The following is a 26,264-nucleotide window of genomic DNA, read 5'->3' as shown; positions in this document are numbered from 1 at the left end:
GCCATCATCTGAAATGATCGCGCAAAGGCTCTGGCACGGGCCATTGGACCATGGTCTAAGCGCCCAGGCAGGCCACCACAGAAAACCGGCGAAACAACGCACGCAAAACTAGGAAAGTTCCCAACTTACTTACAAAAAGTTAGCAGTTTACCCAGTACCCATGAATGACTACACTCGATATCAGCGAACAGCAGAACCCACCCGCGTGGCCGGCGTTTTCATTCTTCTTCAATGTTCGTCACGCCCTGCCACGACCGACGTACAGGAGTGATTACAGTGTCCAGACTTGCAGAGTTTCGTGCTGCCGAAAAAGCGCTCCAGGAACAGATGGCGCAACTGGAGGCGTTGAAAAAGGATGCCGGCCTAAAACGCGAAATCGAATTCGAGCAGAAACTAGTCGGCCTGATGAAAAGCTATGACAAGAACCTGCGCGATATCATCGCCATCCTCGACCCGAAAGCCGTGACCCGGGTATCCGGCGCCGCGCCCAAGCAACAGCGCCGCCCACGCGTGGTGAAGGTGTATCAAAACCCGCACACCGGCGAGCGAATCGAGACCAAAGGCGGCAACCACCGCGGGCTCAAGGCCTGGAAAGAACAGTACGGCGCCGCGACGGTAGAAAGCTGGGTACGCTGATGAAACGTCCACGTGTACTTCACACTTTTTTCACAAGGGCTGGCTCAGTATCGAGACAGCTAAAGGACTAGCGACCCCATCACGCGCCCGCACATGCGGGCCTCTAATTCCAGCGCCCTGCCTTGTGCAGGGCGCTTTCATTTGCGCTATTGGCGCACTGCCGTATCATGGTCAGCCTGTCCGTTTTGCCGGTGCCCTGTGCCCGGCCCCGTCTCAGGAGTTCTCATGAGCCTGCACGATCTGCAAACCCTGCCTGGCGTCACCGCCCAGCCAGACACCGCCACCGCCCAGTTCGTCTTCAACCACACCATGCTGCGGGTCAAGGACATCGAGAAATCGCTGGACTTCTACACCCGCGTGCTGGGCTTTCGCCTGGTAGACAAGCGCGACTTCCCCGAAGCCGCTTTCAGCCTGTACTTCCTGGCCCTGGTCGACCCGGCGCAGATCCCTGCCGATGACGCCGCACGCCACCAGTGGATGAAGTCGATCCCTGGCGTACTGGAGCTGACCCACAACCACGGCACCGAAAACGATGCCGAGTTTGCCTACCACAACGGCAACACCGACCCACGCGGGTTTGGCCACATCTGCATTTCGGTGCCGGACGTGCGCGCCGCCTGTGCACGCTTCGAAGCACTGGACGTACCGTTCCAGAAACGCCTGCAGGACGGGCGCATGAACCACCTGGCCTTCGTCAAAGACCCGGACGGTTACTGGGTGGAAGTGATCCAGCCAACCGAGCTCAAAGGCTAAGCGTTCATCGCCGTGCGCTCGTCGGGCCGGGAACTCCCGGCCCCTTGCTGTGGTATATGAAGGTAACTGCTTCACATGCCACAGCGAGGTAAGGACGATGCAATCTCTTCACTGTGAATACCGCAAGCACACCATCACCGCCAGCGTGATGCCGCACCCCGACTCCCCCCTGCCCTATGCCGCCGGCTGCCTGATCACCGCCCCTGACGGGCACACCAGCAGGCGCATGTCGATGCCAATGAAGTTTTTCTCGGACCTTGAGAATGCGCAGCATGTGTCACTGGCCCACGGCCGGGCTTTGGTTGACCAGCAACTGGATGAGGGGCACAAGGTGTTCTGACCCTGCCTTGAACCTGTACCGGCCCTCTAGCTGCGCAAGGGCCGGCACAGCAGCCACTAGATATCCCGCGCGTACGACACTGCCGCATCCACCTGGGCCCGTGTCGGCCTTACCCCGGTGTACAGCACAAACTGCTCCAGCGCCTGCAACGCAATCACCTCCAGGCCCGTGATGACCGGCTTGCCCAACGCCTGCGCCCGGCGGATCAGCGGGGTTTGCGCCGGCATCGCCACCACATCGAACACCCGCTCAGCCGCTGCAATGGCAAGCTCGGAAAACGCCATTTCTTCGGCCTCCGGTCCTCCCGCCATCCCGATCGGCGTCACGTTCACCAGCATCGGCGGGCAGATGTCTCCCAGGTCCGGTACCCAGCGATAGCCACAGATATCCGCCAACTGGCGCCCGGCTTGCTCATTGCGCGCAACGATCATGCCCTCGGCAAAGCCGGCATCGCGCAAGGCACTGGCCACGGCCTTGGCCATGCCACCACTGCCGCGCAGGGCAAAGGCAGTGCCCGGGTCGACCTGATGCTGTGCCAGCAACTGGCGAACAGCCAGGTAGTCGGTGTTGTAAGCCTTCAGGTGCCCATTGGTGTTGACCAAGGTATTCACCGATTCAATGGCCGCAGCCGACGGGTCAATTTCGTCGACCAGGGCCATGCAGGCCTCCTTGTACGGCATCGACACACCGCAACCGCGGATACCCAACGCTCGGATACCCGCCACCGCCGCGGGCAGGTCATCCGTGCGCATGGCCTTGTAATAGAAGTCCAGGCCCAACTGCTGGTACAGGTGGTTGTGAAAACGCACGCCGAAGGTGCCGGGGCGCCCGGCCAGGGAGATGCACAATACCGTGTCCCTGCTGGGAGTTGTCGACATAACCTGCTCCTTTGTCATAACTGAAACGTTTATTCAGCGTACCAGAGCCAACCACTGGTCGTCCCTTACATAACCTTTACCGTTTCCCTGTAATCAGCTGACGGAGACCGGAGTCATAGTAGTAAGGCCCCGAACGAGGGGTTTTCCTGCGAGGTTGCGTTATGAACCGTCTCATTCCCGGAATTGCCTTGCTGATCGGTGCCTTGGCCGTCAGCGGGCCTGCTGCTGCGCATGGCGGCCATGGCGGCGGCGGTTGGTATGGGCCGGGCCCACTGCTGGGCGCGGCGGTGGTCGGCGCGGTGGTCGGGGCAACGGTGTATGGCGGACGTGACCGTACTGTGTATGTCGAACGCCAGCCGGTCTACTACGGGCCGCCGCCAGTTTATGTGCAACCGCCACCGCAGCCGGTGTACTACCAGCCGTACTACGCCCCAGCACCACCGCCCCCGGGCTACCGCACCTACTACGGCCCACCGCCGGTGTATTACGGCCCGCCGCGCTGGTAAAGGTTGATAGAACTAATGACCACTATTGAGCACGTTGATTTCAAACCGCCCCGGCTGCTGCGTATGGTAGGGCCATGTCTTGCAGGAGGTCCCCATGGCCACTATCCATATCATGTCCGTCGTCGGCAGCGCCGTTCCCGCCTCACTGCGTGAGCAGGGCCTGCTGGCTTGCTGGTACCTGGTACGCAACGGTGAAGCCGTGAGCGGCCCGATGCCGACACTGGCCTCGGCCCAGGCACTGGTTGAACAGTTGCAACCCGGCACCCTGGTTGCCTGACCCGAATGTGTTGTGCGTTGCTCCCTACGCCCTTATGGCCCGCCAAGATGGTGGGCTTTTTTTTGCCTGGGCCCCTCAGCGTTGCGAGCTACGACTCAACTGGCTGCTCAGCACCATGATCTTGCCCTGAAGCCGCCCTACCGTCAGCACCAGCTCGTTGCGCTCCCTGGCCAGCTGGTCCGCTTTGGTTTCTGCCTCTCGGCGGGCATCCCGCTCAATGTCCAGCAGCTCGGTCAGGCGGCGAATGACTGCAACATCCGCGCTGTCCATCGCACGTTCGGCCGCATCCTTGGACAACCACTTGCGCAGCCACAGAAACGCACCTAGCAGCACAGTGCCCGTACCGCTCAGCCAAGTGACTGTGCCCGGGCCGAGGTCGGTCGGATCCATTGTGAACCTCATTACCAATGATGATGTGATGAGCACTGGAGAAAAGCGTCTCGCTGGCTTTTCTTGTTTGCCGCTTTAATTTAGCCTACAGCTAATTTCATCACAAGAGGAAATTTAGCCATGCGCACATTTAGCAGCGAGCTAAACACTGGCATGCTTTGCCCTATGGACATCTACGGCATTCGCAAACACAACCTGGTCAAGTTGATCGGCAGCCAGAGAAAGGGATCCTGCGCAGAGCGCTGGGGGATGGCGCCTGCACACCTGAGCCAGATCCTTTCTGACAAGACCGCAAAAAACCTGGGCGATGACGTGGCCCGCCGGATCGAGGGCATCGAAGGCCTGCCACGCGGGTGGTTCGACGCACTGTCGACAGGTGACCCGGTACAGTTGCCGGTCGAAACCGGCGACGGCAAGCTTTCTGCGGCCGACCTGGTCAAGCAGATGCTTGCCAGAAGTGGCAAAGGCATCCCCGAAGAAACCCGGCAGCGGTTGCTGGCCGCAGCTGAAGAGCCGCTGGACGCCACACGGGTGAAAGCTGAGCTTGTCCGCCCTGGCCTGGTGGGTGATGAAGTATGGATTGCCCACTACGACGTGCGGGCTGCCATGGGCGGTGGCCAGATCCCCCACGATTACCCGGAAATGTTCAAGGACGTTCGCGTCAGTCCCAGCCATCTTCGCGAGCTGGGTGTGGAATTCACTGAACACCACCACCTCAAGATGGTGACCGGCTGGGGCCAGTCAATGGAGCCGACCATCAAGCACCGTGACCCACTGATCGTGGACGTGAGCATCCGGGATTTCGTGGGCGACGGGATCTACTTCTTTTCCTGGGGCGATCACATCTACATCAAGCGGCTGCAAATCGCGGATGAGGACCACTTCGAGATGATCTCAGACAACTCACGGCACAAGGACCGCATGATTCGCCGCGAAGAAACCTACATCCAGGCCCGGGTGCTGCTGGTGTGGAATGCACACTTGGTATAACGCCCATGCCCGCCCCCAGGCGGGCTCTTCATGAGGCTCAGAACGGCGCCTGCGCTTCGACCTCCTCCGCCTTGCTGTCCTGCTCAACGATGAAGTCATCGCGCTCCTCCACACTGCTGCGCGCCCAACGTACGGTAACGCTCTCGTCATCGTTGAACGTAAGGTCCAACTCGGACGTTTCGGACAACAGGCCCATCACCTCTTCCCACTCCGCATCACCGTCGGTGTCCAGGCGATGCACCACAACCCAGCGTTGGGTCTGCGCGACCGGGTGGTTGATCATCGACGACACCCGCAGGCTAAGACGCTCGATTCCGGTCATTGCCTGACGCTGCCGGGAAGTTGACTGCATGTGCATAGACATATTCTCATCCTGAAAGCTGTATATCTGTACAGTATCCGAGAAAAGCTTATCTCACCGCCAAATCCAGCGTAAAGCCCCCCGCTGAAAATTTTCCCGATTGTGTAAATTTGCGCAAAGCGAAATTTATTTAGCCTTAAGCTATTGACTGGAATTTAGCCTAGCGCTAATTTTTATCCCGCAGCCGCAAACGCGGCCGCCAGAGCCCCCAGCCAATCCTCGCTTTGCGTCAGGAGTTCATATGACCGTAGACATCAGCAACCTCATCATCGCTACGCCGGTAGCCGTATCCTCGACCAACCCCGTTGCACTCGAACTCAACGGTGCCGAAGCGATTGCCAGCTACCCGAGCATCGTCAAGGTCCTCAGCGATGGTTCGATCCAGTTCTCAGCCCCCACTAAAGGCGCCTCAAGCAAAAGCACCCGCAGGACCCGCTGCGAGTGGACGGAAACTGAGGATTGGACGCTGGCCAGTGCCCAGGATCACTGGAACTACCAAACCATGACGCTGACCAAGGTCAACGCTGCGCAGAAGGTGGTCATCGCCCAGATGCACGTACGTGGGGACGATAGCCCGCCGGTGAAGGTGTTCTGGAACAAGGGCAACATCACGCTGGGTTTTCGGCGCACCTACAACCAGGCCGACCCGGTGAACTCGACAGTGCTGAAAGGCGTGCCGCTGGGGGGCAGGTTCATCGTCAGCATCCACACCACGTCTGCCGGCGTGGTCAACGTGACGGCCAAATACAATGGTGTTTCCGGCTCGTCAGGTAATTTGCAACTCGACAGTACCTGGGCGCCACGGTTGTTCGAATTCCACGGCGGCATCTACAACCAGGTTGACTACACCGATACAACACCGGCCGATGACGGCTCGATCTGCATCATCAGCGAACTGTCGCTGATCCACCGCTGAACGATGCAAGCCCGAAAGGCATCCCGGTGCCCTGCCCAACACGGGTTGCGCCGGGATCGCCGTGACACGCCGAGCCATTGATATGTCAACAAGTCCGAAGCGGCGGCCGCGTGCACATTGATGAACGCAGAATCACGCAACCCAAAAGAGTTGTTTCCCATCCTGCGTACAGACTGATTTGCTATCCGACCTGATCAAGGCCGCGCCGAGCGGCCATCGCGGCCGTGCGCCTGAAATCAGGCACTGCTCCGCTACAGGATTAAATTTCCTTCACCTTGCGCCCTTTAGTCATAAGGCATTCGACAGCGTTTGGGCCATACTCCACAATGCAGCGGTTTAGGGGGAAAACCCTTGCACAGCCAACGACATACCAACTTTTAGTGAGCCTCAACGTGAAAACATCCCTGTCTATCCTCAGCCTGCTGCTGTTGCTCACAGGAACCGCGACCCTTCCGTCGACCGCTGCTGCACAACCCCCGGCCCAGGTTCAACGCGACCCGTCCAAGCTGCACCTGGCTTCAGGCAGCGCCTTGCTGATCGACCTGAACACCAACCAGGAGCTGTACGCCAGCCATGCCGACCGCGTGGTGCCGATTGCCTCGGTGACTAAACTGATGACCGCGATGGTGGTGCTGGATGCCAAACTGCCCATGGATGAGATGCTCACCATGACCATTGCCAACAACCCGGAAATGAAAGGCGTGTATTCGCGCGTGCGCCTGGGCAGCCAGCTTGACCGCCGCGAAACCCTGCTGATTACCCTGATGTCATCGGAAAACCGTGCCGCCAACTCCTTGGCCAACGCCTACCCAGGTGGCTATCCGGCGTTCATCAAGGCGATGAATGCCAAGGCCCGCAGCCTCGGCATGGCACATACCCGGTATGTCGAGCCGACCGGCCTGTCGACGCAGAACGTGTCCACCGCCCGTGACCTGGCCAAGCTGCTGATGGCCTCGCGCAAGTACCCGATGCTGAGCGAGCTGTCGACCACCCGCGAAAAAACCGTGGCCTTCCGCAAGCCCAACTACACACTGGGCTTCCGTAACACCGACCACCTGGTGAACAAGAGCAACTGGGACATCAAGCTGACCAAGACCGGCTTCACCAACGAAGCCGGGCACTGCCTGGTGCTGCTGACCCGCATGGACAACCGCCCGGTGGCCATGGTCATCCTGGATGCGTTCGGCAAGTACACCCACTTCGCCGATGCCAGCCGCATGCGTCAGTGGCTGGAAACCGGTGCCGCCAAACCGGCACCTGCAGTGGCCATGCAGTACAAGGCGGACCGGCAGAACAAGGGGCGCCTGGTTTCCGAGTAAACTCTAACGGTCGCTGGGGCCTTTGCGGGCCCCAGTCGCATCAGGCCTGCGTATTGACCATCCCCCCTGCACTGCTGCCACCTGACGTCTGCAGCGCTTCGAGCAACTGTGCGGTTGCCTGCAGGATCTCACCATTGATGGTCGCGATGCTCGCCTGCTTGGCACTCACAGCGGCCATCTTGGCGGTTTCTTCCATCTTCTGCGCCATCAGCTGGGCCAGTTGTTTCTGTTCGTCGGCCAATTGCTTTTGCAGCTTCTTGATCATCTCGCGCAATTGCTTGATGTGCGCAGGCTCCGAGCTTTCACTGCTGCCCTGGGCGCCTTGGGCCTGGCCGCCACCGTTCGCCCTGGAGGCGTCGGTCTGAGCGACTGTTCCACCCTCTTCAGCCTTTTGCGCGTCCTGGATGTCGGCAGCCTGAGTCGTGCTCAACGCCTGGGCCGTGGTGCTGATGCTGACTGCTGCAAAACCTGTCATGTCTGTCTCCCTGCGTTGCAAAATGGGTCCTTGCATGGTTCTGCCTATCGGCCGCAGCGCGCAGGTCTTTAGCCCGTGTAGCAGTGGGTCGGCCGCCCGCCAGTAAATTCCCCATCATGTGGCTCGTTCCACCCAATGTACAAACGCAAGCGCCGGCCCCTCCCGGCGGCGTCCACATTCGACCATTATGGAACCGCAGCCATGAGCCAGTCTGCAAACCCGGAAACTATCAAGGACCTGATCGGCGTGGGCTTCGGCCCTTCCAACCTGGCCCTGGCCATCGCCCTGGAAGAACTCGCCGAGTCCCAGGGCCATGCCCTCGATGCGCAGTTCATCGACAAGCAACAGGACTACCGCTGGCACGGCGAAACCCTGGCCACCCAGAGTGAGCTGCAGATCTCGTTCCTGAAAGACCTGGTGTCGCTGCGCAACCCCACCAGCCCCTACAGTTTCGTCAACTACCTGCACCAGAAGCAGCGCCTGGCCGACTTCATCAACCTCGGCACCTTCTACCCCTGCCGCCTGGAGTACAACGACTACCTGCGCTGGGCCGCCGAACACTTCGCCACCCAGGCCGTGTATGGCCAGGAAGTGCTGCGTATCGAACCGGAACTGCAGGATGGCCGGGTAAACCACCTGCGCGTAATCGCACGCGACGCACAGGGCCGCGAATACAGCCGCCGCACCCGCTCGGTGGTGGTCGCCAGCGGCGGCACGCCGAAAATTCCGGAAAAGTTCGGCGCCTTCAAGGATGACCCACGGGTGTTCCACCACTCCCAATACCTGAGCAGCCTGAACAAGCTGCCGTGCGCCGACGGCAAACCGATGCGCATCGCTGTGATCGGCTCGGGCCAGAGCGCCGCCGAGGCGTTTATCGACCTGAACGACAGCTACCCGACTGTCAAGGTCGACATGGTCCTGCGCGGTTCGGCCCTCAAACCGGCCGACGATAGCCCGTTCGTCAACGAGATTTTCTCGCCGGACTACACCGACCTGGTCTACAACGAACCCGCCGACCAGCGCAGCAAGTTGCTGGGCGAGTACCACAACACCAACTATTCAGTGGTCGACCTCAACCTGATCGAACGCATCTACGGCATCCTCTACCGGCAGAAAGTCGCCCACCAGCACCGCCACAACGTGCTGTGCCGGCGCCAGGTGGAAGCCGTGGTGGCCACTCGCGAAGGCCTGGAGCTGACCCTGCGCGACCTCGCTACTGGCCAGCAGCAAACCCACCGCTACGACGCCGTGATCCTCGCCACCGGCTACGAGCGCCGCTCGCACCGTGACCTGCTGGCGCCATTGGCCGGTTACCTGGACGACTTCAGCGTCGACCGCAACTACCGCGTGCTGGCCAGCCCCGACCTGCAGGCCTCGGTGTACTTGCAGGGCTTCTGCGAAAACAGCCACGGCCTGAGTGACACCCTGCTCTCGGTACTGCCGGCCCGTGCCGCAGAAATTGGCCGCGCCCTGTATCAGGACCTGGCGCAATTGCACGGCAAAGCACAACCCGCTGCGGCCCTGACCCGCGCCTGACCCCTGTGCTAAGCACCCTCAAGGCCGGCCTGTCGCTTCTCGCGCAGGTCGGCCTTGTGCTGCCTGAAACATTTGCTTGCATTTAAAACGGCAGGTTTTCGATTCTCATTCGTCCTTATCAGTACAGCCCTCTTTGGTTGGGCACACGCTCGACCACCCATTGCAGAAGACCGTCTGATGGCCAAATCACCGAAAAAATCCAAATCCAGGCTGTGGTTCCTGGTGCATAGCTGGCTCGCCTTGCCAATCTGGTTCTTTGTGCTGATCGTGTGCTTCACCGGCATGCTCGCCGTGGTCAGCCAGGAAATCGTCTGGCTGGCCAACCCGGACGTACGCGCGAGCAAGCCCGACGGTGATGCCGAGCGCCTGAGCTTCCAGCAGGTACTGGACGCCATGCGCAAAGCCGAGCCAGACATGTTCGTGGAGTCGCTCAGGCAGCCTGACGGCTCGCACTTTGCCCTGCTGGCCGATGTCACATACCCCGACGGGACCAGCCCGACGCTGTACGTCAATCCCTACACCGGCGTCATCCAGGGCAAGTCCCCTGACTTCAACTTCGAAGCCTTTACCCGTGCATTGCATGGCTGGTGGCTGGTGCCGTTCACCAATGGTTTCAGCTGGGGCTGGTACCTGGTTTCGCTTCTCGGCCTGCCCATGCTGGCCTCTCTGGTCACCGGGCTGGTGGTGTACAAGAAGTTCTGGAAAGGCTTCTTCAAACCGGTGCGCACCGGGCACGGCTCACGTATTTTCTGGGGCGACCTGCATCGCCTGGCGGGGGTGTGGTCGATCTGGTTCATCGCGGTCATTTCCATCACCGGCACCTGGTTCCTGATCCAGGCGCTGCTTTCGGACAACCACATCACCATTTCCAGCCGGCCTATCGTGCCGGTGATCGCCCGTGAAGATGTGCCGCAAATGCCGGATGGCACGCCTGCCCCGCGCATTGACCTCGATGAGGCGGCACGTATCGCCGGCCTGGCGATTCCAGGCCTGGACATTACCTTCATTTCGTTGCCGGCGACCGCCTACAGCCACGTCTCCATGGGCGGGCGCGGCTGGTATCCGCTGATGTTCCAGAGTGCAGCGGTCAATCCTTACACAAGCAACGTCGACAGCCAGTTCCTGCTCAGCGACCGCTCCACGCTGGAATTCGTCACCGAGTCCATGCGCCCCTTGCACACCGGTGACTTTGGCGGTTTGCCCATCAAGCTGATCTGGTTCTTCTTCGGCCTGGTACTCACCTTGATGGTGCTCAGCGGCTTGCTGATCTGGACCAAGCGTACCGTCCAGGCCACCGCAGCCGCCCTCAAGCGCAGCGACCGTGCTCCCCGTGCCGCACGCAGCCAGACCACACTGGAGACCCAACCATGAGCCACGCCCAGGCCGTGCCCGCCAGCCCGCTGAAGCAGTGGTGGCTGAAGTGGCGCTTTCATCTGAACATCCTGCTGATCCTCGTCCCGCTGGGCTTCATGCCCAAGTATTTCAGCGACGCCAAGCTGTTTCGTGGCGACGCCGGCCTGGGGGCGAACGTGGTCAGTGGCATCCAGGCCGGCCCTTACACGCTGGACTTGGCTGAATTGCGTGACGAAGCACCACGCGAAGACGGCCCCGCCGGCCACTTCAAGTCCTTCAGCGCGTCCCTGTGCAAAGCCTGCATGAAAGACGTCAAGGCCGTTTACCTGCGCATCGGCAAACCCCGCAGCCTGCGCGCTGCCGGCACCATCTTCTTTGGCGCCCCCTACCGCATGGGCACCAACCTGCCCATCCCGCCGCGTACCAAACCCGACGCGCAAATCTGGATCACTCTGGAAGGTTGGGACGGCAGCATGCACCAGGCATCCGTCCCCCTGGCCAAGGCATCGCCTGCCACCGTGGCCTGGCTCGAGAAACAAGGAGGCAAGAAATGAAACACCTGATGCGCATCCTCTCCCTGCCCTTGCTGGTACTGGCCGCTGGCCCTGCCCTGGCACACAACCCGATGTGCGAATGCGAAGAACTGGCCAGCGGCCAGGTCAAATGCACCGGTGGCTTCTCGGACGGCAGCGGTGCCGCCGGGGTGACCCTGGACGTGATCGGCTATGACGAGCAAGTACTGGTCGGCGGCAAGCTGGGCGACGACTCCACGCTCACCTTCAAGCGCCCGGAAGGCGAATTCTACGTGCTGTTCGATGCCGGCCCCGGACACGTGGTGGAAGTCGACCACGCCGATATCGCCCAGCCATGAGCCGCGCTCAAGTGATACGCCCGGCCGGCGCCGGGCACGAAACCCTGTACGTGCTGCTGGCCAGCCTGCTGATCGTGGTGCTCGCCGCCAGTGTGGTGCTGTTGCGGGGCGAGCGCGAAGACGAACAGGCCATCGCCAGCCACCAGATTGACGCCCGCCGCGACCTTACCGCTGCCGAGCAAGGCCTGTACACCGACCTGCGGGTGGCCCTCGACGAGATCCAGGCGCTGCGTGAAGAAAACGCTACCGTGCCGAGCGTGCAGGCACTGGCCGAAGAAGGCCTGCCGCCATTCGTGGTGGATGCCGGCAGCCAGAGCCGTGGCAGTCATCAGTGGTCGTGGCTGAAATCCGGTGCCTACCTGGGCCGAAGTCAGGCCCCTGAAGTCGCCGGCAGCCTGCTGCTGATCCTGACAGCGGACAGCACCGGCCAGGCCGATGTCTGGTTGCGCCGCGACAGCGCTGCCGTCATCCCGGACGATCTCGGCCAGGCGGCCTTGATCGCTGCGGGTTGGCAACAGGTGGTCAGCCACTACGACGCTGGGGTTACCCGCGAACACCGTCACTGAACCCAAGGACTCCCGCCCATGTTCCGCTCCGCCCTCGCCCTGCTCCTGGCCTTTGCCCTGCCGGCACTGGCCCTGGCCGATAACGGCAAGCCGCTGCGTATTGGCATCACCCTGCACCCCTACTACAGCTATGTGACCAACATCGTCGGCGACAAGGCCGAAGTGGTGCCGCTGATTCCCGCGGGCTTCAACCCGCATGCCTACGAGCCACGGGCCGAGGACATCAAGCGCATCGGCACGCTGGACGTGGTGGTGCTCAACGGTGTCGGCCATGACGACTTCGCCGACCGCATGATCGCCGCCAGCGAAAAGCCCGGCATCGCCACCATCGAGGCCAACCAGAACGTGCCGTTGCTGGCGGCCACGGGCATTGCAGCGCGCGGCGCCGGCAAGGTGGTCAACCCGCACACCTTCCTGTCGATCAGCACCACCATCGCCCAGGTCAACAACATCGCCCGCGAACTGGGCAAGCTCGACCCGGACAACGCCAAGTTGTACACGCAAAACGCCCGTGCCTACGCCAAGCGCCTGCGCGCCCTGCGTGCCGAGGCGCTGGCCAAGGTAACCGAAGCACCCAGCGCCACCTTTCGGGTTGCCACCATCCATGCTGCCTACGACTACCTGGTGCGCGACTTCGGCCTGGAGGTGACCGCCGTGGTCGAACCGGCCCACGGCATCGAGCCCAGCCCGGCCCAGCTGAAAAAGACCATCGACCAGCTCAAAGCCCTGGATGTGAAGGTGATCTTCTCGGAAATGGACTTCCCGTCCGCCTATGTCGAAACCATCCAGCGTGAATCCGGCGTGCGCCTGTACCCGCTGACGCACATTTCCTACGGTGAATACACCAAAGAGAAGTACGAGGTGGAGATGAAGCGCAACCTCGACACCGTGGTGCGCGCCATCCAGGAGAACCGCGCATGACCGCCGCCGCCAACCTGGTGAAGGCCTGTGGGCCACGCATCGAGTTCGCCGAGGTCGACCTTACCCTGGGCCGTACCCGCATCCTTGAACACGTCAGCTTCGGCGTTGCTGCTGGCAGCGTGCATGCCATCGTCGGCCCTAACGGTGGTGGCAAGAGTTCGCTGATCAAGACTCTGCTCGGGCAAATGCCACACCAGGGCCAGCTGACCCTGCATTGGCCAGGCGAGCGTGAGGTGATCGGTTATGTGCCACAAGCGCTGGAGTTCGACCGTGGGTTGCCAATGACCGTAGATGACTTCATGGCTGCCATGTGCCAGCGGCGCCCGGCTTTTCTCGGCTTGTCGCGCCGCGTGCAGCCGGCCATCGATGCGGCCTTGGCGCGGGTCGGCATGCTCGACAAGCGCAAACGGCGCATGGGCGCATTGTCTGGCGGCGAACGCCAGCGCGTGCTGTTGGCCCAAGGCCTGATCCCCGAGCCGCAGTTACTGGTACTGGACGAGCCCATGTCGGCCCTCGATGAAGCTGGTATCCAGGTGTTCGAGCAGTTACTGCAGGGCTGGCGCCAGGCCGGCACCACGGTGCTGTGGATAGAACACGACCTGGAGGCCGTGCTGCGCCTGGCCGACCGGGTCACTGGCCTGAGCCGCCAGGTGCTGTTCGACGCCCCACCGGCCCAGGCCCTCACACCAGAGCGCCTGCTTGGCCTGTTCTCTGTTCACCCGCGTAGCGAGAGCCTTGCCTCATGAGTTTTGAAGCATTCCGCCAACTGGTCCAGGACTGGGCCACGGCTGGCTACTTGCCTGAGGCACTGGCCTACGGCTTCGTGGTCAATGCCTTGCTGGCTGGCCTGATGATTGGCCCGGTACTGGGCGGCCTGGGCACCCTGGTGGTGGTCAAGCGCTTTGCGTTCTTTTCCGAAGCTGTGGGCCATGCTGCACTGACCGGGGTAGCCATCGGCATCCTGCTCGGTGAGCCCTACACCGGCCCTTATGGCAGCCTGTTCGGCTACTGCCTGCTGTTCGGCATCTTGCTCAACTTCCTGCGCAACCGCACGGGCCTTTCACCGGACACGCTGATCGGCGTGTTCCTGTCGGTGTCGCTGGCGCTGGGTGCCAGCCTGCTGCTGATGCTGGCCGGCAAGATCAATGTGCACATCCTCGAAAACGTGCTGTTCGGCTCGGTGCTGACCGTCAGCGGCCAGGACCTGGTGGTGCTGGGTATCGTCGCGGTGCTGGTGCTGGCCCTGGCTGTGCCGCTGTACAACCGCATCATGCTGGCCAGTTTCAACCCGCAACTGGCAGCCGTGCGCGGGGTGGCCGTGAAAACCCTGGATTACCTGTTCGTGGTGCTGGTAACCCTGGTAACCGTGGCTGCCGTGAAGGTAATCGGCGCCATCCTGGTCGGAGCACTGCTGGTCATCCCCGCTGCGGCTGCACGCCTGGTCAGCCAGTCGCTCAAGGGGTTCTTCTTCGTCTCGGTACTGATCGCCACCTTGAGCACCCTGCTTGGCATTCTGCTGCCAATCGTCTTCGACCTGCCCGTGCCGTCGGGCGCCGCGATCATCCTGGTCGCCGGCATCTGCTTTGCCCTGGCCGCCCTGGCCCGCGCCCTCGTCCCACGCCTGCAAGGAAACCCGGCATGAACCTGAAACGCCTGACTCTGGCGCTGGCCTTGGCCGGCCTGCCGTCGCTGTCTTTTGCCACGCAAGTGCTGACCACCCTGCCCATCACCCACAGCCTGGCCAGCGCCCTGCTCGACGGCACGGCGGTGCAACTCAAACGTGCGGCACCGGCCAACCTGCCGGCCAGCCGCCAGCCGTCGTATTTCAGCTCGCGCGGTGGCCCCAGCCTGGAGAAAGCCGCACAGCAGGCCGACGCGGTGATCGGTGTACGCTCGATCTGGCGTGACGACCCGCTGTACCCGATGGCCCGACGCAGCAACATCCGCATCGTCGAAATCGATGCCGCACGGCCGGTGGATGGCGCGCTGCCCGGCATTGCGGTCACAGGTGACGATGCCTACGGCGCCTACCCCTGGCTCAACCCGACCAACCTCGGGCGCATGGCCGATGTGGTGGCCAATGATCTGGAGCGGCTGGCACCGGATGACAAAGCGAAGATCCAGGGCAACCTGGCAGGGCTCAAGCGCCAGTTGCTTGAGCTATCGGCCAGCAGCCAGACACGTCTGGCCAAGGTCGACAACCTGACGGTGGTGAGCTTGTCCGGGCGGTTGGGTTACCTGGCCAGCGGCTTGAACCTGGATGTGGTGGAGCAGCCGCTGCCGACCGAATGGGACGCTGCCGCGCTCAAGGCGCTGGAGGAAAACCTGAAAGCGCAGGATGTGGCACTGGTGCTGGACCATCGGCAGCCGGACGCGGCGGTAGCCGAGGTGATCAAGGCAGCCGGGGCGAAACTGGTGGTGGTGGAGAGCGACCCTGAGGATGCGTTTGCCGGGTTGAAGGCCAGCGTCGACCAAGTGGTTGGGGCCTTGGGCGAAAGCTGATGTTGCCTGTACCGGCTACCGCTTCATGCACCGCTGGTAGCGCTCATCCACCCGCCCGGCAAACCACGCCGTGGTCAGCTTTCGGGTGATCTTCGGGCTCTTCAGCTCGATCCCCGGCAGCACCGCCCGTGGCACCGGCTTGCCAGCCTTGGCATCTGCCAAGGCAAACACCCCGCTGTACAGCTTGCCGTCCTCGAACGCCAAACTGTCGCCCTCCTCCAGCTGGCTGCGAATCTGCGGGTTACGCAGCCCCAGCTTCCCGCCCAGCTTGCGCGCGGCCAGTTCGGTGGCCCCGGGCATGATCGCACCCGGCGCAATCAGGTCGCCATCCAAGGCAAGCGTCACACCAGTCGCCTTGTTCAGTGCGGCCTGGAATGCGGCGTTGCGGCTGGCGTACCAACCAGCATTGAAATCGGCAAAGCGGTACAGCTGGCGCTCGTAGTTGACCGGGTAGCCCAACAGGTGGGCAATACCGAAGTACATGCCGCCGCGCCGGCTGAATACCTCCTGGCGAATGCTGCCATCGTGGCTGTAGGGGTAACCCTGCGCATGCTTTTCGGCAAAGTCGATGCTGACCTGCATCGGCCCGCCGGTGTGCACCGGGTTGAGCCCGTCCAGCAAGGTCTTGCCCAGTGGCACGCGGGCTATCACTTCGTCGTACAACGCGCTCAACTGCTTCTCGCTGCGCACCGCCTGCAAGCGCTGCTGGTAGCTCTGGCCGTTGCCCGAAGGCGTCTTCAGCGCACCGTCAACCAACAGCCTGGGGATATGCAGACGTGCCGCACGCCGGTCGATTTCCTCGCGGGCGATCCGCCCCAGGTTGGGTACCTGCGGGTCGGCGCTGAAAGTGGATTCCTGTTCAGTCACGGCCAGCACCGCGCACAGGTTGCTTTTGCTTGGGGTAATGCGCTGGGTTTCGAACGCCACCTGAATGTCCCTGGCCCAGCCCTCGCGGTCCTTGGTCTGGGCCGGCAATAGCCGCAACAGTTGCGCACGGACCTTGGCCGGGTCCGCCTCGGGTGCTTCGTCACGGTGCCCGACGCAGCCTTGCAGCAGCGCCAACGCCATCAACCCGACAGCCAGTAACCGGCCGTTCAGGGCTGTTCACCGACCAGCAGTGCGGCCTTGTGTGGATCGATCAGCATTGTCTGCCCCTTGCCTGGAAAAAGGCCTAGCCTCCCTCAGGCAAGAGGTGACGTCAATCAGGCAGACAGCCGAAGCGGCTGCAATGATCCGGTCAGCGCATCGAGCACGGCGTCTTCGTGCTCATGGATGAAGAAGTGGCCACCCGGGAACATCTGCAGCGAGAAGTCACCCTGGGTTTCCTTGCGCCAGGCCTGCAACTGCTCTTCGCTGGCCCGGTCGTCCACGCCGCCCAGCACGTGCAGCGGGCACTGCAGGGCCGGCCGCTGACGGTAGGCGTAAGTGCCACAGAGCAGAAAATCCGCGCGCAAGGTCGGCAAGGTCAGGCTCATCAGCTCGGCGTTGGCCAGCACTTCTTCAGGCGTGCCCTGAAGCTCGCGCAACTCGCTGATCAGCTCGGCGTCGCTTTTGGGCTCGCGCCAGTCCTTGCCATCGTAATCCTCGCGCCGGGTTGGCGCTGCGGTACCGCAGGCAAACAATGCCAGTGGCGACGGGCAGCCCAGCGCCTGCAGTTCATGGGCCAGCTCGAAGGCCAGCAACGCCCCCAGGCTATGGCCGAGCAACGCATAGGGCCCATTGGCCGCCAGGCGTTGCTCGGCGGCCAGTTGCCGGGCCAGCGCCTGCATGTCGGTGTGCAACGGCTCGGCCATGCGTGCGCCACGCCCGGGCAGCTCTACCGGGCGCACCTGCAGCCACGCCGGCAGCTTGCGCCGCCAGCGGCTGTAGACCATGGCGCTGGCTCCGGAATACGGCAGGCACAGCAGGTTCAGTGCGATCACTGGGCGGCGGCTTCGGCCATTTTCTGGCGCAGGCTCAGTGGGCGCATGTCGGTCCAGACCTCATCGATATAGGCCAGGCATTCCTTCTTCAGGCCGCTCTTGCCCACGGCACGCCAACCGTTGGGGATGGCCTTGTAGTCGGGCCAGATCGAGTATTGCTCTTCGTGGTTGACCACTACCTGGAACTGGATATCGTCGCGGTCGAATACGGAAGTCATTGCCTGTCTCCTTGAATGATGAATGCCGCTATGCGCGTGGCGCAGGGGGGCTTTCAAGTAGACGTAACCGGCCGCTGAAAAATTAACGTTTCAGGCATCACGCAACAGGTCGTGTGCATCGAGCAGGCGGAACGCCACCTGCGGATTACGCTCCAGCCCGCGCCGGATGGCCGCCGGGATCGATTGCCGGGTCCTGCGGCACAATCCTGGCTGGTCATCCAGCTCGATGACAATGCCGCGCATGGTGCGCACTTCGTTGAACCCGGGGGCGATGTGCACGCGGATGCCGAGATTGTCGTACATCCGTTGCTGCAGGCGTTGCAGGTCCTCCAGGTCCTTGAGGTTTTCCAGGCGTTCGAGCAGGCGTTTCTCTTCCTGACGGGTCAGTAGCAGGATGCGCTGTGCGGCCTGCGGATGCTCGCCCAGATGTTCGCGGCCGCAGTCGCAGGCACCAGGGGGGCATGGTTGGCGCAAGGGGGGTGGTGTGGTCATGGTGCAAGCATAGACGTACAAAGCGCCCTCAAAAAACTTTCCTGTCAGGATAAAAAATTTCACAACCCCCCTAGACCGACACCCCTCACTTCGCCTATAAATCGCCTAAAGGAAATTTATATTCCTGCCAAGAAACACCACTTCGCCTGCTCGCGAAGCTTCTTTTGCCCTTGTGCCCGACCTGCCCCCCACTCACGAGGCCTATCCGACATGCACCCCGCTCCCGATCACTTCATCCTGCGCGTCAGTTGCCCGGCCGTGTCCGGCATCGTCGCTGCGGTGACCACCTACCTGGCCGAGCACGGTTGCTACATCAGCGAGATGGCGCAGTTCGACGACGAGGACAATGGGCGCTTTTTCATGCGCGCAGTGTTCCGCTACAACACCGGTACCACAGGGGACACACCGCAGTTGGAGGCGGGCTTTGCCGACGTGGCCCAACGCTTCGACATGCAGTGGAGCCTGCACAGCAGCGCCCGGCCGATGCGCGTGCTGCTGATGGTGAGCAAGTTCGACCACTGCCTGTCCGACCTGCTGTACCGGCATGCCAAGGGCGAGCTCGACATGCAGATCACCGCCGTGGTGTCCAACCACCTGGACCTGCGCCCCATGGCCGAGCGCCAGGGCATCCGCTTCGTCTACCTGCCCGTTACCAAGGAAACCAAGGCCGAACAGGAAGCCGCACTGTTGCGCATTGTCGAAGACACCGGCACTGAGCTCGTGGTGCTGGCGCGCTACATGCAAATTCTGTCCGACGACCTGTGCCGCCAACTGTCAGGCCGGGCGATCAACATCCATCACTCGTTCCTGCCCGGTTTCAAAGGTGCCAAGCCCTACCACCAGGCCTACCAGCGCGGGGTCAAGCTGATCGGCGCCACCGCCCACTACGTGACCAGCGACCTGGACGAAGGCCCGATCATCGAGCAGGAAGTGCAGCGCGTGGACCACGCCTATGCCCCGGACGACCTGGTGGCCATCGGCCGCGACACCGAAACCATTGCCCTGTCCCGCGCGGTGAAATACCACCTTGAGCACCGGGTGTTCCTTAACCACGACCGCACGGTGATCTTCAAATGAACGCCATTCCCAGCCTCAAGCTGATCGACGGCAAGGCCACTGCCGCGCGTGTACTGGCCGAGGTGTGCGAGCAGGTGCAGGAGCTGCGTCAGGGCGGCGTGCAACCCGGCTTGGCTGTGGTGCTGGTGGGCGCCGATGCCGCCAGCCAGGTGTACGTGCGCAATAAAGTGCTGCGCGCCGACGAAGTAGGCATCCGCTCGCTGGAGCATCGCCTGCCCGCCGACACCACCCAGGGCGAACTGCTGACCCTGATCGATCGCCTGAACCGCGATACCGAGGTGAACGGCATTCTCGTGCAACTGCCGCTGCCCGCGCACATCGACGCGCACCGCGTGCTGCAGGCCATCAACCCGCTGAAAGACGTGGACGGGTTCCACAGCGAAAACGTCGGTGGCCTGGCCCAGGGCCGCGATGTGCTCACCCCGTGCACACCCAGCGGCTGCATGCGACTGCTGCGTGACACCTGTGGCGAACTGCGCGGCAAGCACGCGGTGGTGGTGGGCCGCTCGAACATCGTCGGCAAACCCATGGCTGCCCTGCTGCTGCAGGCCGACTGCACGGTGACGGTGGTGCATTCGCGTAGCCACGACCTGCCAGCGCTGTGCCGCCAGGCCGACATTCTGGTGGCAGCCGTAGGCAAACCGCGCTTGATCGGTGCCGACTGGCTGAAACCCGGCGCAGTGGTGATCGACGTCGGTATCAACCGCATCGATGAAGGCGGCCACAGCCGCCTGGTCGGCGATGTCGACTTCGCTGCCGCCCTGCCACAGGTGGCCGGCATTACCCCGGTGCCCGGTGGCGTCGGCCCGATGACCATCGCCTATTTGATGAAAAACACCCTGCTCGCCCTCGACCTGCAGCAACAGGCCGCCCACCAGGAGCGCACCGTATGCCTTTCGCCCTGCTGAAATACGGCCTGAGCGCCGACTACCCGGTGGAGGTCGACCTGCCGCCACCGTGCGAACTCAAACCGCGCTATGACGTGGTGATCATCGGCGGCGGCGGCCACGGCCTGGCCATCGCCTACTACCTGGCCAAGTATCACGGCATCACCAATGTCGCCGTGCTGGAAAAGGCCTACCTGGGCGGCGGCAATACCGCGCGCAACACGGCGGTAATCCGCTCCAACTACCTCACCAGCGAGGGCGTGCGCTTTTATGCAGAATCGGTGCGCATGTTCCAGAACCTGTCGAACGAGTTCGATTTCAACATCATGTATTCCGAGCGCGGCCAGCTCACCCTGGCGCACACCGACGCTACCGTGCGCGCCTTCCGCCAGCGCGCCGAGGTCAACAAGCACTTTGGCGGCCGGACCGAAATGATCGACCGCCAACAGATTCGTGAACTGGTGCCCAGCCTCAACCTCGACCCCGGTCACTTGCCGGTGCTGGCGGGCCTATGGCACATAGACGGCGCCACCGCACGCCACGACGCGGTGGCCTGGGGCTACGCCAAGCAGGCGGCCAAGCGCGGCGTGGAAATCCACCAGTTGACCGAAGTACAGGACCTGCTGATTCGCAATGGCCGCATCGAAGCGGTGAAGACCAACCGTGGCACCGTGCAGTGCGGCTGCGTGGTCCAGGCCGTGGCCGGCGCCAGCTCGCTGTTGATGGCCAAGGCCGGCATCCGCGCACCGATCCACACCTACCCGTTGCAAGCCATGGTCACCCAGCCCTTCAAGCCGTTCCTCGATCCGTTGGTGAGCTCCTCGGCATTGCACTGCTACGTGCAGCAGACCAGCCGTGGCGAGATCGTCTTCGGCGGTGGCTCCGACCCGTACCCGCTGTACAACACCCGCTCCACCCTCGACCTCAAGGAAAGCCTGCTGGCCCACGCCATCGAGATGTTCCCGTTCATGGCCAACGCCAAGCTGATGCGCCAGTGGGCCGGGATGACCGACATGACCCCGGACTACAGCCCGATCATGGGCCTGTCGCCGGTCGACAACTACTACCTGGACGCCGGTTGGGGCACCTGGGGTTTCAAGGCCACGCCCATCTGCGGCAAGACCATGGCCGAGCTGGTCGCCAGCGGCGGCAAAGTACCCGAAATGATCGCGCCCTTCGCCCTGGAGCGCTTCAGCCGCTTCCAGCAAGTGAACGAAATGGGCGCCACGGCGGCCAGCCATTAGGAGCACACGACGATGAAGATCCTGACCTGCCCCTTGAACGGCCCGCGCAACATCAGCGAGTTCACCTACGGCGGCGAGTTCAAGCACATGCCCGACCCGGCCAGTTGCAGCGATGCCGAGTGGGCCGACTATGTGTTCAACAGTGACAACCTGGCCGGGGTGGTGACCGAGTGGTGGCTGCACAACGCCTCCAGCTACTGGTTCCTGGCCGAGCGTCACACGGTTAGCGACCAGGTGCTGCGCACCTTCGACCCGAAAGCACTGTTCGACCGCCGCGTCGACTTCACCCCCGCCGCCAGCCCGGAGATTACCGGATGAACAGCCACACTCGCCTCCCCGCGCCCATGGGCCTGCTGATCGACCGCGAGCGGCCCGTGCGCTTCCAGTTCGACGGCCAGGCCTGCGAGGGCTTTGCCGGTGACACCATTGCCAGCGCCCTGCTCGGCAATGGCCGCTGGCTGCTGTCGCGCTCGTTCAAATACCATCGCCCACGCGGCCCGCTGAGCATGGCCGGGCAGGATGCCAACACGTTGGTGCAGTTGCCTGAAGAACCCAACGTACTGGCCGACCTGGAGGCCGTCCGCGAAGGCCAGGTGGTCGAAGGGCAGAACTTCAACGGCAGCCTGCAGCATGACCGCGACGCCTACCTGGGCAAGTTCTCGCGCTTCATGCCGGTGGGCTTCTACTACCGCTCGTTCTACAAGCCCAAGGGCATGTGGAAAGTGTGGGAGCCGCTGATCCGCAAGAAAGCCGGCTTGGGCGTGCTCGACCTGGGTTTCAAACCGCACTACTACGACAAAGCCTATCTGTTCGTTGACGTGGCCGTTATCGGCGCCGGCCCTGCTGGCCTGCGTGCGGCCCTGGACGCGGCCAACGCCGGGGCCAAAGTGCTGCTGATCGAACAACAACCGGTGCTTGGCGGCTCGCTCACCTACGCCCGCTTCGACATCGCCGGCACCCGCGCCGCCAACCTGCGTCAAGAGCTGCTGGCCGCCGTCGAGGGCCACCCGAACATTCAGGTGCTGCTGGAGGCTACCTGCAACGGCTGGTTCACCGACAACTACCTGCCGATAATCCAGCACAAGCGTCTGTACAAGGTGCGCGCCACCCGTTGCCTGGTGGCAGCCGGCTCGTTCGACCAGCCGGTGGTGTTTCGCAACAACGACCTGCCGGGCGTGATGCTGACCAGCGCTGCCCAGCGGCTGATGAAGCTGTACGCGGTCAAGCCGGGCCAGCGCGCGGTCATCCTCACCGGCCACGATGACGGCTACCTCGCCGCCCTCGACCTGCAGGAGCAAGGCGTGGCCGTAGCCGCCGTAGTCGACATGCGCGCCGCGCCGGCCGATGACGCACTGGCTGCCGAGCTGAAGCGCCGCGATATCCCCGTACACCTGGGCAGCACCGTGTATGAAGCCCTGCATGAAGCGGGCATGCGCCATGTCAGTGGCGTGGACATTCGCCCGATCACCGGCCAGGGCAAGGTCGGCCCGCACGGGCTGCGCCTGGCGTGCGACCTGCTGTGCATGTCGGCGGGCTACATGCCGGTATACCAGTTGCTGTGCCAGGCCGGTGGCAAGCTGGCCTATGACGTCAACCGCGACGAATTCGCCATCAGCCATTTGCCGGCCGGGCTGGATATCGCCGGCTCCGTGAACAGCCGCCACGCGCTGGCCAACGTGCTGGCCGATGCCATACGCGGGGCCGCCGACGCAGTGACAGCGCTGGGCCTGCAAGCACCAGCCCTGTCGGCGTTCGGCGCCGAAGCCAAGGTCAACTTCCCTTGGCCGATCTTCCCCCACCCCAAAGGCAAGGATTTCGTCGACTTCGACGAAGACCTGCAAGTGCGCGACATCGTCAACGCTACCCGCAGCGGCTACCGTGACGTGCAACTGGTCAAGCGTTTTTCCACGGTCGGCATGGGCCCTTCCCAGGGCCGCCACTCGGCGCTGCCCACGGCGCGCCTGGTGGCCCAGGCTACCGGCCGCAGCATCAGCGAGACCGGAGTGACTACCGCCCGGCCACCGTTCCAGGCAGAAAAGCTGGCACATGTCGCCGGCCGTGCCTTCGACCCCTATCGGCAAACGCCCATGCACCGCCGTCACCTGCAAGCCGGGGCGAAGATGATGCCGGCCGGCATCTGGCAGCGCCCGGCTTATTACGGCAAACCCGAAGACCGCGAGCGGTGCATGCAGGAAGAAGCCCGCCATGTGCGCGAAAAGGTCGGCCTGATCGACGTGTCCACCCTGGGTGGCCTGGACGTGCGCGGCCCGGACGCCGCCGAGCTGCTGGAGCGCCTGTACACGTTTGGCTTTGCCAAGCTGCCCATCGGTCGCACCCGTTACGCGCTGATGACCAACGAGCACGGTGTGGTGATCGACGATGGCGTTTGTGCGCGCCTGGGCGAGCAGCACTTCTATGTCACCGCCACCACCAGCGGCGTCGACCGCATCTACCAGCAGATGCTGAAGTGGAATGCGCAGTGGCGCCTGGACGTGGACATCACCAACGTCACCGCCGCCCTGGCTGCCGTCAACCTGGCCGGGCCGCTATCGCGCCAGGTGCTGGCCAAGGTGTGTGACGATGTCGAGCTGTCGGCCGAGGCCTTCCCGTACCTGGGCGTCCGGCAGGGCAAAGTGGCTGGCATCCCGGCGCGCATCCTGCGGGTCGGTTTCGTCGGTGAGCTGGGCTATGAAGTGCATGTGCCGTCTCGCCATGCCGAGCGCCTGTGGGACGCCCTGATGCAGGCCGGCGCGGGCCTGGGCATTCGCCCGTTCGGCGTCGAGACCCAACGCCTGCTGCGCCTGGAAAAAGGCCATGTGATCATCAGCCAGGACACCGACGGCATGACCCACCCCGCAGAGATCGACATGCAGTGGGCCATTGGCCGCAAGAAACCGTTCTTCGTCGGCAAGCGCTCCATCGAAATCCTCGAAGCACAGCCGCTCAAGCGCAAGCTGGTCGGCTTCACCCTGCCCAAAGGCAGCCCACAGCCGCTGGAGGGGCACCTGGTGCTGGACGGGCCGGACATCAGCGGCAACGTCACCTCCTGCGAGTATTCGCAAACCCTGGGACAGATCATCGGCCTGGCCTATGCCGGCGCCCACCAGGCCACCCCCGGCATGCACATCCCGATCCGCGTGGAGGGCGGCGCGACGGTGCATGCCAAGGTGGTGCAACTGCCGTTCCACGACCCCGACAACCTGCGCCAGGAGCTCTGAACCATGACCCGTTTGCAAGCCAAAGCGTTTATCCCTCGCAGCCCGCGGGCCGAGCTGTTGCACGCCTGCGCGTTGACCGACCTGACCGAGGTGGCGCGGGTCGGCTTTCGCGGCGTCGACAGCGCCGCCTACCTGCAGCAACGTGGCTACCGGTTGCCACAGCAACCGAACCAGGCCGTGCGCCAGGACGACGGCGGCTGGGTAGCGCGGTTGTCGCAGACCGAGTACCTGCTGCTGGGCAGCCTGGCTGACGAAGGCGCGCAAGTGGCTGCCATAGAGGCCGAGTGGGTGCAGGATGGCCAGCGCAACTACCTGCTGCCGCGTCAGGACAGCCATGCCTGGCTGCAGCTGTCAGGGCCACATGGCAGTGCGGTGATGGCCAAGTTGTGCGGCGTTGATCTGCGTTTACAGGCATTTCCTATCGGCGCCGTGGCGCAGACCTCGGCGGCGCGGCTCAATGTGATCGTGGTGAATGTGGGGAGTGAAGAGCGGCCGGGGTTGCAGCTGTTGTTTGATCGGGCGTCGTTGGCGTATTTCCGTGAGGCAGTCCTGGATGCGATGGATGAATTCGAAGGTGGGCTGATCGAGTTGGGCGCGTTGCTGGGCGAAGTGCTGGCGCAAGCCTAAAGCTGCACCAACCGTTCACGCAGGAAGTCGACAAACCCCTGCACCGGCCGCGCCACCTGCCGGTGCTGCGGGTACACCGCCGACAGCTGCAATGACGGAGGCGTCCACGTTTCAAGCACACTGAGCAGCCGCCCGTCCGCCAACGCCTGCCCAACGATGAAGGTCGGCAGATAGGTAACCCCCATCCCGGCGATGGCTGCATCACGGAGCAACTCGCCGTTGTTCGCACGCATCCGCCCGGCCACCTGAATCGCCTGCGCCTTGCCGCCCTGGCGGAACTGCCACTGCACCTGACGCGAATGCCCATAAGGCAGGCAGTCATGCCCTGCCAGCTCGTCCGGTGCTGTCGGCACGCCCCGCGCTCGCAGGTAATCCGGGCTCGCGCAGTACACCCGCTCGACACTGGCGATGCGCCGCGCAATCAGGCTGGAATCCTCCAGCGCGCCAATGCGCAGTGCCAGGTCGTAACCCTCGCCGATCAGGTCCACGGCCCGGTCACTCAGGTCTACCTCCACATCCACCTGAGGGTGCAATTGCAGGAACTCGGTCAGCAGGCAACCCAGGTGCGCCATGGCGAACGACAGCGGCGCGCTCAGGCGCAAGGTGCCACGCAAAGCCTGGGCCTGGCCGCTGATGTCGTGCTCCACCTGCTGCACTTCACCCAGCAGGCGCAGCGCCGACTGGTAGTAGTGCTGGCCCAGCGGCGTGGCGTCCAACCGCCGGGTAGAGCGGTTCAGCAGGCGCACGCCAAGGCGCTCTTCAAGCTGCATCAGGCGCCGGCTGACCGATTGCTTGGACATCCCCAGCCGGTCGGCGGCGGCGGTGAAACTGCCGGCTTCCATGACCTGGGCAAAAATGCGCATGTCTTCGTAGGGGTTCATTGTCTCGCTCATAGTGACAGTCAAACGCTTTATAGCGGCTTTTTCCCGCGAGTGCATCTGCCTAATCTACGCACAAGTCGCAGCGATGGCCCGGCAGGCCAGGCAAGA

32 protein-coding genes are annotated in these 26,264 nt (G+C 63.2%); 23 read left to right on the top strand and 9 right to left on the bottom strand.

Annotated elements, in window-relative coordinates; translation table 11 throughout:
* Positions 1 to 276: 276 nt before the first annotated feature.
* The 3 genes from FHW75_RS18175 to FHW75_RS18165 all read left to right on the top strand — a co-directional run bounded on the left by FHW75_RS18175 (position 277) and on the right by FHW75_RS18165 (position 1,729).
* The gene (locus FHW75_RS18175; protein WP_016711134.1) at positions 277 to 636 is read left to right on the top strand and encodes a histone-like nucleoid-structuring protein, MvaT/MvaU family; all 360 of its coding nucleotides are present in this window, start codon (positions 277 to 279) and stop codon (positions 634 to 636) included.
* Positions 637 to 861: 225 nt separating this feature from the next.
* Positions 862 to 1,389 carry a lactoylglutathione lyase gene (gene gloA / locus FHW75_RS18170; protein ID WP_016711135.1) on the top strand — a complete coding sequence of 176 codons (528 nt, stop codon included), beginning with the start codon at positions 862 to 864 and terminating at the stop codon, positions 1,387 to 1,389.
* Between the two features lie 97 nt (positions 1,390 to 1,486).
* Entirely contained in the window at positions 1,487 to 1,729 is a 243-nt protein-coding gene (locus FHW75_RS18165; RefSeq protein ID WP_019099472.1) for a hypothetical protein, read from the top strand.
* 56 nt (positions 1,730 to 1,785) lie between these two features.
* On the opposite strand, the gene FHW75_RS18160 is transcribed toward FHW75_RS18165, so the two are convergent.
* On the bottom strand, positions 1,786 to 2,607 hold the full coding sequence (locus FHW75_RS18160; protein ID WP_084296828.1) for a shikimate 5-dehydrogenase: 822 nt from the start codon (positions 2,605 to 2,607) through the stop codon (positions 1,786 to 1,788).
* A gap of 161 nt (positions 2,608 to 2,768) precedes the next feature.
* On the opposite strand from FHW75_RS18160, the gene FHW75_RS18155 reads away from it, so the two are divergent.
* Together FHW75_RS18155 and FHW75_RS18150 are read left to right on the top strand one after the other, a co-directional pair.
* Positions 2,769 to 3,113 (top strand): hypothetical protein, encoded by a 345-nt coding sequence (locus FHW75_RS18155; protein ID WP_025752674.1) that lies wholly within the window; start codon positions 2,769 to 2,771, stop codon positions 3,111 to 3,113.
* Between the two features lie 94 nt (positions 3,114 to 3,207).
* The gene (locus tag FHW75_RS18150; protein WP_016711139.1) at positions 3,208 to 3,390 is read left to right on the top strand and encodes a hypothetical protein; all 183 of its coding nucleotides are present in this window, start codon (positions 3,208 to 3,210) and stop codon (positions 3,388 to 3,390) included.
* 75 nt (positions 3,391 to 3,465) lie between these two features.
* Here the strand turns inward: FHW75_RS18150 and FHW75_RS18145 are convergent, their stop codons facing one another.
* Positions 3,466 to 3,780 carry a hypothetical protein gene (locus FHW75_RS18145; RefSeq protein WP_016711140.1) on the bottom strand — a complete coding sequence of 105 codons (315 nt, stop codon included), beginning with the start codon at positions 3,778 to 3,780 and terminating at the stop codon, positions 3,466 to 3,468.
* Positions 3,781 to 3,945: 165 nt separating this feature from the next.
* Here FHW75_RS18145 and FHW75_RS18140 point away from each other — a divergent pair, with 165 nt between their 5' ends.
* A complete protein-coding gene (locus FHW75_RS18140) occupies positions 3,946 to 4,770 on the top strand; it encodes a S24 family peptidase (protein ID WP_019097705.1) in 825 nt (274 codons plus the stop codon).
* Positions 4,771 to 4,807: 37 nt separating this feature from the next.
* Here FHW75_RS18140 and FHW75_RS18135 read toward each other — a convergent pair whose 3' ends face one another.
* The gene (locus FHW75_RS18135; RefSeq protein WP_016711142.1) at positions 4,808 to 5,134 is read right to left on the bottom strand and encodes a DUF1654 domain-containing protein; all 327 of its coding nucleotides are present in this window, start codon (positions 5,132 to 5,134) and stop codon (positions 4,808 to 4,810) included.
* 238 nt (positions 5,135 to 5,372) lie between these two features.
* Here FHW75_RS18135 and FHW75_RS18130 point away from each other — a divergent pair, with 238 nt between their 5' ends.
* Entirely contained in the window at positions 5,373 to 6,047 is a 675-nt protein-coding gene (locus FHW75_RS18130; protein WP_016711143.1) for a polysaccharide lyase family 7 protein, read from the top strand.
* A 392-nt stretch (positions 6,048 to 6,439) separates the two neighbouring features.
* Complete coding sequence (pbpG, locus tag FHW75_RS18125; RefSeq protein ID WP_025752676.1) at positions 6,440 to 7,366, top strand: D-alanyl-D-alanine endopeptidase; 927 nt, start codon at positions 6,440 to 6,442, stop codon at positions 7,364 to 7,366.
* A gap of 40 nt (positions 7,367 to 7,406) precedes the next feature.
* Here pbpG and FHW75_RS18120 read toward each other — a convergent pair whose 3' ends face one another.
* Positions 7,407 to 7,841, bottom strand: coding sequence for a hypothetical protein (locus tag FHW75_RS18120; protein WP_027614981.1), 435 nt, complete (start codon positions 7,839 to 7,841; stop codon positions 7,407 to 7,409).
* 201 nt (positions 7,842 to 8,042) lie between these two features.
* On the opposite strand from FHW75_RS18120, the gene FHW75_RS18115 reads away from it, so the two are divergent.
* The 9 genes from FHW75_RS18115 to FHW75_RS18075 all read left to right on the top strand — a co-directional run bounded on the left by FHW75_RS18115 (position 8,043) and on the right by FHW75_RS18075 (position 15,590).
* Positions 8,043 to 9,377 carry a lysine N(6)-hydroxylase/L-ornithine N(5)-oxygenase family protein gene (locus FHW75_RS18115; protein ID WP_019099841.1) on the top strand — a complete coding sequence of 445 codons (1,335 nt, stop codon included), beginning with the start codon at positions 8,043 to 8,045 and terminating at the stop codon, positions 9,375 to 9,377.
* 177 nt (positions 9,378 to 9,554) lie between these two features.
* Positions 9,555 to 10,748, top strand: a complete 1,194-nt coding sequence (locus FHW75_RS18110) for a PepSY domain-containing protein (protein WP_183674193.1) — start codon at positions 9,555 to 9,557, stop codon at positions 10,746 to 10,748.
* The gene (locus tag FHW75_RS18105; RefSeq protein ID WP_016711148.1) at positions 10,745 to 11,284 is read left to right on the top strand and encodes a hypothetical protein; all 540 of its coding nucleotides are present in this window, start codon (positions 10,745 to 10,747) and stop codon (positions 11,282 to 11,284) included. Before FHW75_RS18110 ends, FHW75_RS18105 begins: the two co-directional genes overlap by 4 nt.
* On the top strand, positions 11,281 to 11,601 hold the full coding sequence (locus FHW75_RS18100; protein ID WP_019099839.1) for a hypothetical protein: 321 nt from the start codon (positions 11,281 to 11,283) through the stop codon (positions 11,599 to 11,601). Before FHW75_RS18105 ends, FHW75_RS18100 begins: the two co-directional genes overlap by 4 nt.
* Positions 11,598 to 12,167, top strand: a complete 570-nt coding sequence (locus tag FHW75_RS18095; RefSeq protein WP_019099838.1) for a DUF6162 family protein — start codon at positions 11,598 to 11,600, stop codon at positions 12,165 to 12,167. Before FHW75_RS18100 ends, FHW75_RS18095 begins: the two co-directional genes overlap by 4 nt.
* Positions 12,168 to 12,185: 18 nt before the next feature.
* Positions 12,186 to 13,088, top strand: coding sequence for a metal ABC transporter substrate-binding protein (locus FHW75_RS18090; RefSeq protein WP_019099837.1), 903 nt, complete (start codon positions 12,186 to 12,188; stop codon positions 13,086 to 13,088).
* Entirely contained in the window at positions 13,085 to 13,834 is a 750-nt protein-coding gene (locus tag FHW75_RS18085; RefSeq protein ID WP_019099836.1) for a metal ABC transporter ATP-binding protein, read from the top strand. The genes FHW75_RS18090 and FHW75_RS18085 overlap by 4 nt, the downstream gene beginning before the upstream one ends.
* A complete protein-coding gene (locus tag FHW75_RS18080) occupies positions 13,831 to 14,730 on the top strand; it encodes a metal ABC transporter permease (RefSeq protein WP_016711153.1) in 900 nt (299 codons plus the stop codon). The genes FHW75_RS18085 and FHW75_RS18080 overlap by 4 nt, the downstream gene beginning before the upstream one ends.
* Positions 14,727 to 15,590: a metal ABC transporter solute-binding protein, Zn/Mn family gene (locus FHW75_RS18075; protein ID WP_016711154.1), complete on the top strand. Its 864-nt coding sequence runs from the start codon at positions 14,727 to 14,729 to the stop codon at positions 15,588 to 15,590. Before FHW75_RS18080 ends, FHW75_RS18075 begins: the two co-directional genes overlap by 4 nt.
* 15 nt (positions 15,591 to 15,605) lie before the next feature.
* Here the strand turns inward: FHW75_RS18075 and FHW75_RS18070 are convergent, their stop codons facing one another.
* From FHW75_RS18070 to FHW75_RS18055, 4 genes are all read right to left on the bottom strand, one after another.
* Complete coding sequence (locus FHW75_RS18070) at positions 15,606 to 16,658, bottom strand: DUF1615 domain-containing protein (protein ID WP_019099834.1); 1,053 nt, start codon at positions 16,656 to 16,658, stop codon at positions 15,606 to 15,608.
* Positions 16,659 to 16,792: 134 nt separating this feature from the next.
* On the bottom strand, positions 16,793 to 17,512 hold the full coding sequence (locus FHW75_RS18065; protein ID WP_027614983.1) for a thioesterase II family protein: 720 nt from the start codon (positions 17,510 to 17,512) through the stop codon (positions 16,793 to 16,795).
* Positions 17,509 to 17,730: an MbtH family protein gene (locus FHW75_RS18060; RefSeq protein ID WP_016711157.1), complete on the bottom strand. Its 222-nt coding sequence runs from the start codon at positions 17,728 to 17,730 to the stop codon at positions 17,509 to 17,511. Before FHW75_RS18060 ends, FHW75_RS18065 begins: the two co-directional genes overlap by 4 nt.
* 90 nt (positions 17,731 to 17,820) lie before the next feature.
* Entirely contained in the window at positions 17,821 to 18,222 is a 402-nt protein-coding gene (locus tag FHW75_RS18055; protein WP_016711158.1) for a hypothetical protein, read from the bottom strand.
* Between the two features lie 210 nt (positions 18,223 to 18,432).
* On the opposite strand from FHW75_RS18055, the gene purU reads away from it, so the two are divergent.
* From purU to FHW75_RS18025, 6 genes are read left to right on the top strand one after another with little or no spacing between them, the layout of a single operon-like run.
* Entirely contained in the window at positions 18,433 to 19,299 is an 867-nt protein-coding gene (purU, locus tag FHW75_RS18050) for a formyltetrahydrofolate deformylase (protein ID WP_016711159.1), read from the top strand.
* Complete coding sequence (gene folD, locus FHW75_RS18045) at positions 19,296 to 20,207, top strand: bifunctional methylenetetrahydrofolate dehydrogenase/methenyltetrahydrofolate cyclohydrolase FolD (protein WP_019099480.1); 912 nt, start codon at positions 19,296 to 19,298, stop codon at positions 20,205 to 20,207. The genes purU and folD overlap by 4 nt, the downstream gene beginning before the upstream one ends.
* A complete protein-coding gene (locus tag FHW75_RS18040) occupies positions 20,189 to 21,430 on the top strand; it encodes an FAD-dependent oxidoreductase (protein ID WP_019099481.1) in 1,242 nt (413 codons plus the stop codon). Before folD ends, FHW75_RS18040 begins: the two co-directional genes overlap by 19 nt.
* 12 nt (positions 21,431 to 21,442) lie before the next feature.
* Positions 21,443 to 21,748 carry a sarcosine oxidase subunit delta gene (locus tag FHW75_RS18035; RefSeq protein ID WP_027608877.1) on the top strand — a complete coding sequence of 102 codons (306 nt, stop codon included), beginning with the start codon at positions 21,443 to 21,445 and terminating at the stop codon, positions 21,746 to 21,748.
* Complete coding sequence (locus FHW75_RS18030; protein ID WP_183674191.1) at positions 21,745 to 24,648, top strand: 2Fe-2S iron-sulfur cluster-binding protein; 2,904 nt, start codon at positions 21,745 to 21,747, stop codon at positions 24,646 to 24,648. Before FHW75_RS18035 ends, FHW75_RS18030 begins: the two co-directional genes overlap by 4 nt.
* 3 nt (positions 24,649 to 24,651) lie before the next feature.
* Positions 24,652 to 25,275 carry a sarcosine oxidase gene (locus FHW75_RS18025; RefSeq protein ID WP_019099484.1) on the top strand — a complete coding sequence of 208 codons (624 nt, stop codon included), beginning with the start codon at positions 24,652 to 24,654 and terminating at the stop codon, positions 25,273 to 25,275.
* Here the strand turns inward: FHW75_RS18025 and FHW75_RS18020 are convergent.
* Positions 25,272 to 26,156, bottom strand: a complete 885-nt coding sequence (locus FHW75_RS18020; protein WP_025752695.1) for a LysR family transcriptional regulator — start codon at positions 26,154 to 26,156, stop codon at positions 25,272 to 25,274. The genes FHW75_RS18025 and FHW75_RS18020 overlap by 4 nt on opposite strands.
* Positions 26,157 to 26,264 lie beyond the last annotated feature (108 nt).

The sequence above is a fragment of the Pseudomonas sp. OG7 genome, assembly GCF_014192825.1.
Lineage (GTDB): Bacteria > Pseudomonadota > Gammaproteobacteria > Pseudomonadales > Pseudomonadaceae > Aquipseudomonas > Aquipseudomonas monteilii.
The sequence above is the reverse complement of the archived record's forward strand: the minus strand, read 5'-3'. Positions and strand labels throughout refer to the sequence as shown.